Origin of the sequence: Moraxella canis (genome assembly GCF_002014965.1) — a bacterium.
Taxonomy (GTDB): domain Bacteria; phylum Pseudomonadota; class Gammaproteobacteria; order Pseudomonadales; family Moraxellaceae; genus Moraxella; species Moraxella canis.
Genome location: NZ_MUXT01000004.1, coordinates 239,301 through 252,924 on the forward strand (window position 1 = coordinate 239,301; position 13,624 = coordinate 252,924).

A 13,624-nucleotide genomic window follows, 5' to 3' on the forward strand; every position below is an offset into this window, starting at 1 on the left:
ATTTTATCTTGAGTTTTTTGTATGTCAAAGTCGGTTTTATTGACCAATCGGATATTTGCGCCTGTCTCCTTGGCGGCATGCCTGCCGTTTGTTATGATGCAGGCTTTGGCACAGCAAAATGATTCTGACACCACCCTCACCACTCATGCAGCCGCTCAAGATGCTGCCGATCAAGTAGTGGCGAATGTTCCCATGCCTGCCTTGCTGACGCCAGAGCAGATACAAGCGCGTCTGAACGCAGCGAGTCTTAATACTCCTGCCAGACCACAAGCTTTGGATACTGTGAAGGTGGATCATCAAGCGCCTGTATCACGCATCGGCGATCAATCACCTCCACTGGGGCTGGATATGGTGGCGATCGAAGATACCGCACCGCTGAGCTCAGAGGAATTATTTGCCCAAGAATCTGATGAGACAGGCATCAATCCTGAGGATTATATTCCTGAATATCAAGGTAAGCAGCCTGATACTGAAGTGATAGTACCACAGACGCTAGAGCCTGAGCAGCCAGGGTTAATAAAGCGTCTTTATGCTCGTCTATTTAATGATGGCGTCAGCAAAGTGCCTAGGCTTAAGGCGACATTTTATCAATCATCACAATCAGGCGAAATCACTGCTATTCAGTCATCGGATCAAAAAACAGAGCCCTATGCCAATATTAAGGCAGCGCTTGAAGATGTCACCCAAGAGTCGGTGATGGATTTGAGTGGATCGATAGCGCGACTAAGACAAACTGCTTTAGCCGCAGCGCGTGCTGTTGGCTACTATGATGTTGATTTATCAATCATAAGAAGCAGTGTTGGGGAAGTGGATGTCGTCATCTATAGTCTGGGCGAGCCTGTTCGTATTGATTATCGAGCGGTCGAGGTGCGCGGTGAGGGCGCTGATGATGCAGCATTTGCTGAAGTGTCAGATGAAGTGCCGCTGCAGACAGGCGATGTCTTTCATCATGGACAATACGAAACTAAAAAATATCTCATCGAAAATACCAGTGCTGAACATGGCTATTTTGATGGACGATGGTTGGATCATTCGGTTGATGTGATCTTACCAGATAACATCGCCGATGTTAGCTTGATTTATGACACAGGCACGCAGTATCGCTTTGATGATGTGGTTTTCTTTACGATTGATCCTGAAACCAATCAATTGACAACCGATCCAGATAAATTGCCAGTCAAACGAAAATTGCTTGAACAGCTACTGACCTTTAATATGGGAGAGGCTTATAATTTGCAGGCGGTGCGCGCACTTTCTAATGATTTGCTTGCCACGCGCTATTTTAATATGGTTAATACTGAGATTGTCTTTCCAGAGCGCGAACAAACCCAAAACGACCAAGTCGGCTTTGAGCGGTCTTCAGGCAGCCGCGCCGAACAAGGACAAGTCGATGACAGCACGCTGGAACCCGTCATCGAGACAGTGGAGCTGGCAGATGGTACGCTGGTGGATATCTCGCCGATCGAGTTTAGTACATCCAGTCTGATTCAAGATAAATTGGATTTGGTGACTGCCAAGGCACGCCGTCTGCACGAGATGCCTGATGATAGGGTGCTTGCCATCAATAATGACGATCGTATCAATCGCTCTATTTTGGGTAGAATCAGTGATGCTGTCTCCGCTGTGGCACGCGCCATTTTACCTGATGAATCTGAAAGTGATACGATAGATTTGCCTGAGCGCGCCGCATTGGCAAATCGTAAAACGCCTGCTGATGTCTATCAAAGTAAAAAAGTGCCGCTGTATGTCTTTGTGGCGAGTGATAAACCGCGCGATGCACAGATTGGTGTGGGCTGGGGATCAGACACAGGTACCCGAGTGGTCACTAAATTTGAGCATAATTTGGTGAATCGTGATGGCTATCAAGCAGGTGCTGAGCTAAGAGTGTCTGAAGATAAAAAAGGGGTCAAGCTGTATGCCACCAGACCGCTTAGCCATCCTTTGAATGACAAGCTAAGAGCAAGCTTGGGCTATGAAGAAGAAGTGTTTGGACAATCCACAAACGGCTTTGATTTGTCATCACGGACGCTCGAGCAGGGCATTAGCCGCAATATCATTCAGCCTGGCGGCTGGAATCGCACTTATTCACTGCGCTACCGACTGGATGAGCTAGAAACACAAGCGCCGCCAGACACTTGGCAGGATTTGCCTGTCAATTTTGTGGGCGGAAAGCCAACCCAAGAAGCGTTATTGGCAGGCGTGGCTGTCCATAAAACCGTCGCCGACGATCCAGTCAACCCGATGCGTGGATATCGTCAGCAGTACTCTTTGGAAGTCGGCTCTGACAGCGTTGTTTCTGATGCCAATATGGCGATTGCCAGAGCGGGCATCAGCGGAGTTTATAGTTTTGGTGATAATGCATATGGCAGCAATCGGGCACATCAGCTGATCGGTGGGCTGCAAGCAGGATATATCTGGTCGGATAATTTTGATAATGTGCCATATCGCTTACGGTTTTTTGCTGGCGGCGATCAAAGCATCCGCGGCTATGACTATCACAGTTTATCGCCCAAATCCGATAAAGGCTACCTGACAGGTGGTCAAGTCTTGGCGGTCGGTACAGCTGAATATAACTATGAATTTATGAAAGATCTGCGCTTAGCGGTCTTTAGCGATATTGGTAATGCCTATGATAAGGGCTTTAATAATGACACCAAGATCGGCGCAGGTGTCGGTGTACGCTGGGCATCCCCTGTGGGTCAGGTGCGTGTTGATGTGGCAACTGGCGTCAAAGAAGAAGGCAATCCCATCAAGCTACATTTCTTTATTGGCACACCATTTTAATTAAGCTTATTTTAATATATGATACTCGCACACTGATCGGTGTGAATTGATAATTTTAACCATTTGTGATTAAATGGCGCATTGGTAATCAGATGTCTAAAGGCAGTGCATGACTCATCAGGATCATTCAAAAAACTCATCCACAGCAGAAAAAACAGTTTCTGCTGACGCTGCCGCGCCTATCAAAACGCAGCCCACACCACCAAACCCACCCACGCCCAAGCCGCGTTGGCTGATCTACTTGATTCGCTTAATTATCGGAGCGATTATTGCTACTTTATTGTTGTTGGTTGTGCTATTTGCCATGACCAACAGCGAAGCAGGCTCGAAGTTTTTAATCGAAAAAATCGCGCTAGAGACTGGTACTGAGCTTAAGTATAGCGAAGGCTCAATTCGCCGCGGCGTCTGGGTGCAAGATGTCAAAATCGCTCAAGGCGAAGACATTACCGTCACCGTCAACCGCGCCTATGTGCAGCTTGGGTGGCGTGCGCTGTTTGCTCGTCAAGTGCATTTGGTGAATCCTGATATCGACAAGGTGCGCGTCACGAATACCAAGCCGTCAACGGGTGAACCTTTTGACTATGCGACCATCAGCTTGCCGGTGACGCTTGAGCTTGAAAATGCCAAAGTCAATGAAATCATCTATGATCAAGCGGGCTCTGAGCCTGTGGTGCTGCACCATATCGCATTTGACCACGCCTTATGGATGGATTCAAAGGTTGAACTTGATAATGCCATGCTCAGCTATGGTGATGATATTGATGTCAGCCGTGCGACGGGTGAGATTGATTTGACGGGTAATTATCCGCTGTCACTGTCAGCAGATGTCCATGTCTCGGCACTGGATGGTGCTTATTTTGATACTTTGGCAGTAAAAGCAGGCGGCAGTCTAAAGCGTACCGTTGGCACGCTGACCAGTAAATACAATCAGCATGATGTGACGGGCAGCTTTATCGCTCAAGGATTGGATAAAAACTCGCCTTTTAGTGCGCGCTTGGATTTTGATGAAGTACTGCTGCCTTATGCTGACAGTCAAAATATTTTACTTCAAAATGGTACCATCATCGCTGATGGTGTCATCTCAAATATTGAGCTGCGCATTAATACTGATTTGTTTGCCAAAGATATCCCCGATGGGCACTATCATGGTCGCGGCATCATTCGCGGCAGTGTGATGGATATTCCGTATCTACAGGCGGATACACCCAGTGGCACTTTGGTTGCAGTAGGCAGTATGAACTGGTCTGATGGCTATGAGCTTGACGCAACCATCTCAGCAGACGGCTATCGCATTCGTGAAGCCATGCCAAGCGACTATCGCGACTATGAAGCTTATTTGCCCCAGGTTTTAACAGGAACGCTTGGGGTCAAATATACGCTATTGGATAAAGATAGTAATGATACCCGATTTGAATTTGATCTCAATCAAAAAGATGGCGAGCGCATTCAAGCCTCGCTTGCCCAAAATCAAACGATCAATCGCGCACCTTGGCGCATTGAAGCAACTTGGGCAAATCTGATTCGTCATGATGTCCCACAAATTGGCGAGATCCATAGCCGCTCAGGTCAGGCGTCGGTTCGTTTGGAAGAAGGGCGTACTTATATCGACGCGACCGCTGATATTATCAAGCTCAATGCTGCCCCAAGTGGGCTGTATCGCGTGCAGGCGAATATTGAGCAAAATCAGCGCCTGTATTTGACAGATTTTGAATATCAAGGCGTGATGGGCGAGCTCAGCGGTACTGGTAGGGTTGATTTTGCTACTGCCCAAAGACCGCTTGCATGGCAGCTTGACTTAACCGCCAATCCAGTCAGACCCAACGCCTATTTTCAAACACCAAATCAGACACCGTTTGAGCGAATTTCAGGCAGACTCATCGCTTCAGGGCGCCTGCGCGAGATGGGCGATGTGTCGATTCATGACATCAAGGTGGATGACAGTGATTTGATTGCCTTATTAAATGACGGCAAGCAAGTACATCTGACAGGTCAAGGCACCAGTGAGCTTAGGCTGCAAGGTGGTGAGATTCGGCACCTTAAAGCAAGTTTTGATGGTCAGCTTAACCAAGATATCTTGCCGCAGCTGGCTCGCTCAAGCATTGGGCTAGATGTTGAGGGCAGTCTTAATGATTTGACCATTACGCGCGCGCTCATGATCAATGATTCAGGCAAAGTGTCGCTTGCAGGTCGCCTTGGATTGGATGATGGTATTGCCTGGGATATCAAGGGGCGATTGGATGAGGTGGATACTGCCGCTTTTGTTGATGATGAAAATTTGGTCGCCATCATCACAGGCGATCTTGCTACATCAGGCAGATATCGTGACGGAGCGCTGGGCGATGTGGCGCTCACCTTTGATGGTCAAGTGCTCAATAACTCAATCCCAAATGGTAATCTAAGTATTGACGCGACAGGCTCAGGCAGCCGCTTTATGGTCAATCATCTAAGACATGATGGCGAAGCAGGCGCACTGAATGCTAAAGGCTGGGTGGATATCAGTCAAGGTGCCGCATGGCAGCTAGAAGCTGATATGAGTTCACTGAACTTGGGCGCGTTTATCCAGTCGCTTGAGACCGACTTAAACGGCACAATTCAGCTTGCGGGCAGTTGGCAAGAGGCTCGCCAAATCATTGATATAGGCAATCTGGATATCACAGGCAGCTACAATAATCAGCCGCTCATCGCCTCAGGCAGTCTCTACGCTGAGCTTACACTACCCAAGGATCTTGCTGGATATATCGAAAGTATCAAGCAGGCAAGCCGTCCGCCGACTTCATCTGATGAGCTATTGGCACTAAGAAATCGTATTGATGACAATGCACGTCAAACCCAAAACATCATCCGTAAACTAGACGCTGATAATTTACAAGTTCGCATTGGTAACAATCATCTGACCATGTCGGGTGATGAAAGACAGCTGACCGCCAGTGTCAATGTGGTCGATCTTGGTCAGCTGATCAATACCGCAAGCGGTGCCATTCAAGGCGGTGTGATTGTGATGAATGATCACCATGCCTTGCCAACGCTATATATCGATGCCAGCGTCTCCGCGCTTAGGCTTGCCAATATCACCATCCAAAATGCCCAAGCCATCGGTAAAATCGTCAATTTAGGCAATAGCGAAAGCCAGCTTTTGGTTCAAGGCGATGACATCATCGTGATGGGCCGCGTCATCAAATCGGCTCGAATTGATTTTAGCGGTACAGAAGCCAATCATATTGTGTCTATCTCGACCAAAAGCGGTGATATCGAAGCATCTACGCGCATTGATGGGGCGTTTAATCGCAGTAATATGCGCTACAGCGGGGTATTGTCAGATAGCTTTGTGAATAGCAGGTTTGGCGAAATGTCGCAGCGTCAGCCGACCGAGTTTGCTTATGGATTGGGCGATGGTAGCCTACAAGTGGCGGCGCATTGCTGGCAGTCATCACATATCCAAGATGATGGCGTGGGCGTCATTTGTTTACAGGACACATTAAGCTATACACCAGAATCAGGGAATGTTAATCTTATTATCCAAAATCTTGACACCCAAGTGCTGTCAGCGGCTCTGCCAAGTGATATTCGCTGGCAATCAATGCTTAATGGCCGCATAAAAGCACAGTGGCAGGCAGGTCAAGCGCCTTTGGTTGATGCTGTGCTGTACTCTGATGATGGCACGATTGGCTTGACCCAAGAAGATACCGGCTATGTCGAGATGCCGTATCAGCGCGCATCTGTGATTGCCAAAAGTGTGGAGAAAGGGTTAAAAGTTAGAACTGATGTTTTAGGTGCAGCAGGTCGTGGTTATGCCGACGTGATTATCGATCCTAATCAAGCAGATAAGCCCATTTCTGGTGCGCTTGTCATGAATGATCTGAACTTGGCAGTATTGCGACCATTTTTCCCAAGTATTCAGGTGCTCAGTGGTAAAGCAAGCCTAGCTGGCGGCTTGGGTGGGACACTGTCTCGACCACTGTTTTATGGCAATGCCAACTTAGAAGATGGCGCACTTTCTATCGTGGGCGTACCGTTGCCGATCTCTGATGTCGATGCCACTATGAGTATTCGTGGAACTTATGCATCACTTGATGGCAGCTTTGTGGGTGGTGAGGGTCATGGCGTACTCTATGGCGAGATGGACTGGGCAGAAGAGCTGCACGCTCGTTTGGGTGTTTTTGGTGAAAATCTCACTGTCAGTCAGCCACCGCTTGTGACTGCCCAAATCAGTCCTGAACTAGAAGTGATGATCAGACCTTTCCAAAAATTTGTCGAGGTCAAAGGCGTAGTGAGCATCCCATCAGCGACCATTCGCCCACCAGAGGCAACCGCTGATATCGTGACCGAATCTCCAGATGTTTCAGTGCTTGACCGACGCATCACAGGTAATGTTGACCAAATCTTGGCCAGAGCTGAGCCTTGGGATATTAATGCAAATATCGGTATTGATTTGGGTAATAATATTGAATTTCGAGGTTTTGGGGCGGTCGTGCCTTTGGCGGGCGCATTGCATCTGACACAGTCAGGTCAAGGTGCGATGCAAGCGCTTGGGGTGATTCAAGTGTCTGAGCGCACCAAAATTGATGTCATCGGTCAGAACTTAGATTTAAATTATGCCCAAATTCGCTTTGATGGCGATATGCTCAATCCGCGCTTGTCCATCGAAGGCGAAAAACAAATCGAAGGTCAGACCGTGGGCGTGCGCATCCGTGGTACGGCATCTGATCCTGATATCACGGTGTTTAATGATGCGGGTCTGGGTGAGCATCAGGCGATGAATGCGCTCATTACAGGGCGTATCGATGAATCCAGTGATTTGGGTATTACCGAGCAGGGTTTCCGCTCGCAGGTGACCAACCATCTGGCTGCGGCAGGACTCAGCCTTGGTCTGTCAGGTACGCGCGATTTGACCAATCAAATCGGGCAGGCTTTCGGTTTTCAGAGCTTGACCATTGATGCTTCGGGCAGCTCAGATGACACTAATGTCAATGTCACTGGCTATATCACGCCAGATTTATATTTGCGCTATGGCGTGGGTGTATTTAATGCCGAATCCACGCTATCCATGCGCTATCAGCTGACACGCCGAGTTTATATCGAAGCCACCAGCGCCGCCGAAAACATGGTAGATGTGATTTATCGCTGGAAATTTTGAGTAAGTTATCCAAATTTGCTCAATATCTGAGCGCCAAAAACCCAACAAGCACCACTTGTCATGATAAATGATGCCTGCTGGGTTGGAGAAAGATGGTTTATTTAAATGTGATAAATCAGCATGGTTATTTGGTCAAAATCAATCGATTGTTTCGAGTGAGGCGCAGTCGGTATTCTTCACCTTGATGTTCGATGCGTACTTCCTTGGTCATGGCGAACAGATTTTGAGAATATAAGGTTGGTAAGCGAATGCTATCACGATTGGTGAAATAACGAGCGATATTCATAGTCATGGCGATTTTCCTTGTGTTGACGGGTGATGGGTGGTTATCCCAAGCCGTATGCTAAACTATTAACTTGTAAAACGCACCTGTGTGCCGGCATGATTGCCGTAAAATGATAACCCTTGTTTAATATTGAATGATATTTGTTTTTAAACAATAATAATTATCATTTATGATTATGATAACAGGTTTTTGATAAATTGCAAATGTAAATGATAAAAATTGATGAAATGAATCAAAAAAATTTATAAGTGATTGAAATATCGAGCATTATGAAATCAACTCCTAACAAGACCGAGCCGCTAACTGTTCATGTTGCAGTGGCTGTATTAAGATATGCCGATAAATTTTTATTAGCTCGGCGCTCCCTCCATCAGCATCTAGGCGGTAAATTAGAATTCGTTGGCGGTAAAATTCAGGCAGATGAATCGCCTGCTTTGGCGGTCGTGCGTGAAGTTCATGAAGAAATTGGACTTAAATTAAATACCGACCAGTTGGTTTTTATGGGTAAAATCGCTCATGACTATGCGGATAAATCTGTCTGTCTGCACATTTATCAAGCCTGCTTAACCGACTGCCAATATGGCGATTTTCGCCATCGGAGCGTGGGGCTTGAAAATCAAAGCTTATATTGGTTTAAACAAGATGAAATCATCTCTAGGGCGCATGAGCTGCCCGCCGCCAATGCGTGTATCTTAGATTGGCTAAGCTTGCCAAAAGTATTATATATCAGCCAGGCGCTGAGTGAATTTGGCGGTATGGAAAAATTTGCCAATTATTATATCCAGCATCTGCCTAAAGGGGCGTGTTTTTATTTACGCCCTTGTATCGGTGCGCATGAGATCATACAGCTATTGGCACTGATGACAGAGTCGCGCGCAGATTTAAGGCTTATCGTTGGGTGGTCTGTTTATCACGCGTATCATCAGCAGGGCGGTGATGTCAAAGACTTGATGGTGAAATTGACGCGTGCTGAACTGGATCAATTTGGCGCGCATGATCTGCCTGCTGACCTGCCGATTTGGGTGGGGGTTCATGATGAAAAAGAGGCGCGCGCTGTCAATCAGCTAAACAAAAGCCATCGCGTCTTGGCGGCACTAATTTCACCAGTGCGCCCAACCGCCACACATCCTGAGACGCCAGTGCTTGGCTGGGAGGGGTTTTGGCACTTAGCGCAGCTTTGTGATGTCCCAAGTCTTGCTTTGGGCGGCATGCGGCTATCAGATTTACAAAGCGCCAAAGATCATGGGGCGATCGGCATCGCAGGGATCCGTGGTATGGTTGAGCGGACTGGTGCAGCGAATGTGATCAAAGGTGGCTTTGACTGATCACCGTGATAATATTTACAGTGTAAATAGCCCTATTTCAAAAATGAATTAACATTGCTAAGTTTTGAATATTCATTTATAATTCTAGTGTTTGTGATCATTTGAATCTTAATTAATTTGACGAAAATACCGTAAGGAAAATACCATGTCAAACCTTTATTCTACTCACTTATCATCTCGTAAAACCCAGGAGTCTCAAGCTGTTGAATTGCTTGTTGCGTTGAATGCCTTGGCTAATAACCAAGTGGCTGTGACTTTCTTGGGTGAGCGCGCGTCTTTGGATGTGGCGGCACTGATTGCTTTGCATGATAATCATGGCGTGGCGCTGGCTGATACTTTGGCGCTGGCTAAGGCTTTGGTTGACAATGGCTTATCAAATACTTCGCTTGATATCGCACACGCGGTTAAAGCACAAAAATCAGCCAATGATTTTAGCAGCGGCAGCCAAGCCAAAGCGACTGATGTGGTGTTGTACGGTTTTGGTCGCATTGGTCGTATCTTGGCGCGTCTATTAATGAGTCGTCCTGCATCAGACACAGGCTTACAGCTTAAAGCCATCGTTGTGCGTCCAGCGGGCGAGGGCGATTTGGCTAAGCGTGCATCGCTACTAGAGCGCGATTCGGTGCATGGTTGGTTTAATGGCTCTGTGCAAGTTGATACCGCAAATAACGGCATGATCGTCAATGGTCGCTTTATTAAGGTGATCTATGCTTCTGATCCATCAGAGGTAGATTATACAGCACATGATATTAATGATGCGATCGTCATCGATAATACAGGTAAATGGAAAGATGAAGAGGGTCTTGGTAAGCACTTAGCATCTAAAGGCGTCAAAAAAGTACTTTTGACTGCACCTGCTAAGGGCGAGATCAAGAACGTGGTATATGGTGTCAACCATGACACCATCGGCGATGATACCATCGTATCAGCTGCCAGCTGTACTACCAATGCCATCACGCCAACATTGAAAGTGTTGCATGATGAATACGGCATTGTAAATGGTCATATGGAGACAATCCACGCATTCACCAATGACCAAAACTTGGTGGATAACCACCATAAAGCCGATCGCCGTGGACGCGCTGCCCCATTGAACATGGTGATGACTAGCACAGGTGCTGCATCAGCAGTCTCAAAAGCCATCCCTGAGCTTAAAGGCAAACTATCAGGTAACGCCATCCGTGTGCCGACACCGAATGTTTCATTGGCGATTTTAAACTTAAACTTCGATAAATCAGTCGGTGATGCTGACGCGATCAACGCCTTTATCCAATCAAAAGCCCAAAGCGAGCAATGGCAAGCACAGATTGATTATTCAGACTCCCCTGAAGCGGTCTCAACCGACTTTGTCGGCTCTGAAAAAGTGGCAATCTTTGATGCCAAAGCAACCATCGCTGCCGATAATCGCGCGACGCTGTATGTTTGGTACGATAACGAAATGGGTTATAGCACCCAAGTGATCCGCGTGGCTGAAGAGATGGCAAAATAACTGAGCTTATTTTGCTTAATCAAAAGCTCATCAGCTTAGTAGGTTGATGGGTTTTTATATTTTCATCATGGACAAGCTGTTTAATAGATCAAGGAGATTAAGGTTATGAAAAAACGATCGATTGCTTTGGTGGCTGCTATATTATCGCTTAGCGCTTGCCATATGATGCCAAAATCTATTCAAACTCATCAGGTTAGGCCCATGACGACAAATCAACCCACCAAAACTTTAACCAGTCGCCATAATTTTGATGATACAGTAGTGCGGCTAACCGATACCATCACCCAAAAAGGCATGACCATCTTTGCGGTCATAGATCACCAAGCTGCTGCCCAAAAAGCAGGACTAACCATGCAGTCTGCTAAAGTAATTATTTTTGGTAATCCAAAAGTAGGCACGCCGCTGATGGTCAAAAACCCTTCATTTGCCCTAAAACTCCCCCTAAAAGTGCTTGTTACCGAAGTGGCAGGGCAAACTCAAGTGGCTTTCTTGACCACCGAAGCGCTTATCGCTGATAGCCAAATTAACTATGATGAAGTCGCCAACACTTTGGCAGGTGCCGAAAAGCTGATCCAAACTGTGGTAACGCAATAAAAACAGCCTATGATTATCAATTGACTATCAATGTCATGGGCTTTTATTTGATTCATCGCCGATAATGATGGCTTATATAACTTGACAGTTGGCTAAAGCGCAATCCAATATCGGCGAGTAATTTTGTCATTGACACTTAGCTTATCTGCCAAAATGCCGCCTTGATTTTCGATGACTTTGGCTGATGCCAAATTGGTATCATCGCAGGTGATCAGCACCTGTGTTAAGCCTTTTTCTTGGCAATGTGTTAGGGCAAGCTTAAGCATTTGACTGGCGATGCCCTGTCCCCAATGGTCTGGATGGGTGCTATAGCCGATGTGTCCGCCTTGCGCTTTTAAAAAGTCATTCAGCTCATACCGTACATTGATGATGCCAAGCACTCGCCCAAGCTCATCCACGCCCAAAAAAGAAGCATCCGCCACTTTAAAAAACGCTTCGTTGGGCGCAGGCGTGCCTGCAGGCGCATGAGCAAAATCTAGCCAATCTTCATAACGATCAAACAGCGCAAGCGATGCGCCATGCAGCACCAAGCCCTTGTCATCAAAGGCTTTGGCGAGCGCTAAAACCTGAGCTTTATGCTCAAGCGTGGGCGAGGTAAGAGTAATGGTCGGCATAACAGTGTCCTAAAATTAATTATGATCAGCCTTATTTTATCGCAGAAATGATTTTGCGTTTTGTTATTTTTCAATCATGGGGCAATTTGTGCTACAATATTCACTAATTAACTAAAATTTGAGCAAAATTATGCGTTTTATTGATGAAGCTGTAATCAGTGTCAAGGCAGGTGATGGCGGCAACGGGATAGTCAGCTTTCGCCGTGAAAAATTTGTTCCCAAAGGCGGACCTGACGGTGGCGATGGCGGAAAAGGCGGTGATGTCTATGCCATCGCTGATGACAATACCAATACCTTGGTGGATTATCGCTACACTCGTAAGTTTGAGGCGCGCCGTGGCGAAAATGGCGGCAGTAAAAACTGTTCGGGCAAGGGTGCTGATGATGTATATTTGGCAGTTCCGATTGGGACGACGATTATTGACACCGATTTGGATGTGGTGATTGGAGATTTGACCGAAAAGGATCAAAAAATCTTAATCGCCAAAGGGGGTGATGGTGGCTTTGGTAACACCCGCTTTAAGTCATCAACCAACCAAGCTCCGCGTAAAGCCACTCCAGGCTTTCCAGGCGAAGCCAAAAATATCAAGCTTGAGCTTAAGGTCGTCGCGGATGTCGGTTTGATCGGCTTACCCAATGCAGGTAAATCTACCTTTATTCGCCAAGTCTCTGCCGCCCGCCCTAAGGTCGCCGATTATCCGTTTACGACACTTGTCCCAAACTTGGGCGTGGTGGATGTGGGGTCGCACCAGTCTTTTGTGATGGCGGATATTCCAGGTTTGATCGAAGGGGCGTCCGACGGTGCGGGTCTTGGCATTCGGTTCTTAAAGCATGTAGCGCGTACCCGTCGCTTGCTGCACATCGTCGATGTCAAGCCGATTGATGGCTCAGATCCTGTGGCAAATGCCGAAATTATCTTAAATGAATTGGCGAAGTTTTCACATGAACTATCACAGCTGCCGCAAATTTTGGTATTAAATAAAATTGACCAAATCCCTGAAGAAGAACACAATGCCGTTTGTACTGATATCGTGGCGCGTCTTGGTTGGACAGGCATGGTGTTTCGTACTTCGACTTTGACTGGCGAGGGTGTGGAAGCGGTCAAGCATCATCTGATGCAAGCGATCGAAGATGAGCGCGAGCGCGAGCTTGAAGATCCGATGTTCGCCGAAGAGCAGGCGGCTCGTTTTGCACGCCTAGAAGAAGAAGTGCGCCATAATACTGAGATTCAAAAAGAAGCTTACCGCGCCATGCGTAAAGCACAGCGTGAGGGTCGCACAGGCGATGACGATGATGATTGGAATGATGACGATTATGATGTCGCGGTCGAGTACGCACCCTATTAATAGTCGGCTTTTATCATAGATTTTTAGGTTTTATCAGCGTTTTATGGATGCGT

Annotated in this window: 8 protein-coding genes; 6 read left to right on the forward strand and 2 right to left on the reverse strand. The window is 47.0% G+C overall.

What is annotated here, in order from left to right; all coding sequences use genetic code 11:
* Nucleotides 1-21 precede the first annotated feature (21 nt).
* Together B0180_RS03480 and B0180_RS03485 are read left to right on the forward strand one after the other, a co-directional pair.
* Complete coding sequence (locus tag B0180_RS03480; protein ID WP_078255672.1) at nt 22-2,784, forward strand: autotransporter assembly complex protein TamA; 2,763 nt, start codon at nt 22-24, stop codon at nt 2,782-2,784.
* Nucleotides 2,785-2,893: 109 nt separating this feature from the next.
* Nucleotides 2,894-7,918, forward strand: coding sequence for a translocation/assembly module TamB domain-containing protein (locus tag B0180_RS03485; protein ID WP_078255673.1), 5,025 nt, complete (start codon nt 2,894-2,896; stop codon nt 7,916-7,918).
* A 124-nt stretch (nt 7,919-8,042) separates the two neighbouring features.
* On the opposite strand, the gene hemP is transcribed toward B0180_RS03485, so the two are convergent.
* On the reverse strand, nt 8,043-8,204 hold the full coding sequence (gene hemP / locus B0180_RS03490; RefSeq protein ID WP_227507050.1) for a hemin uptake protein HemP: 162 nt from the start codon (nt 8,202-8,204) through the stop codon (nt 8,043-8,045).
* Between the two features lie 269 nt (nt 8,205-8,473).
* Here hemP and B0180_RS03495 point away from each other — a divergent pair, with 269 nt between their 5' ends.
* The 3 genes from B0180_RS03495 to B0180_RS03505 all read left to right on the forward strand — a co-directional run bounded on the left by B0180_RS03495 (nt 8,474) and on the right by B0180_RS03505 (nt 11,612).
* Entirely contained in the window at nt 8,474-9,529 is a 1,056-nt protein-coding gene (locus B0180_RS03495) for an NUDIX domain-containing protein (protein ID WP_078255675.1), read from the forward strand.
* Between the two features lie 145 nt (nt 9,530-9,674).
* Complete coding sequence (locus B0180_RS03500; protein WP_078255676.1) at nt 9,675-11,018, forward strand: glyceraldehyde-3-phosphate dehydrogenase; 1,344 nt, start codon at nt 9,675-9,677, stop codon at nt 11,016-11,018.
* Nucleotides 11,019-11,219: 201 nt separating this feature from the next.
* Nucleotides 11,220-11,612, forward strand: coding sequence for a DUF302 domain-containing protein (locus B0180_RS03505; RefSeq protein ID WP_233424910.1), 393 nt, complete (start codon nt 11,220-11,222; stop codon nt 11,610-11,612).
* 92 nt (nt 11,613-11,704) lie between these two features.
* Here B0180_RS03505 and B0180_RS03510 read toward each other — a convergent pair whose 3' ends face one another.
* A complete protein-coding gene (locus B0180_RS03510; protein ID WP_078255678.1) occupies nt 11,705-12,226 on the reverse strand; it encodes a GNAT family N-acetyltransferase in 522 nt (173 codons plus the stop codon).
* Between the two features lie 130 nt (nt 12,227-12,356).
* On the opposite strand from B0180_RS03510, the gene cgtA reads away from it, so the two are divergent.
* Nucleotides 12,357-13,571: an Obg family GTPase CgtA gene (gene cgtA, locus B0180_RS03515; protein ID WP_078255679.1), complete on the forward strand. Its 1,215-nt coding sequence runs from the start codon at nt 12,357-12,359 to the stop codon at nt 13,569-13,571.
* The last annotated feature ends 53 nt before the right edge of the window (nt 13,572-13,624 follow it).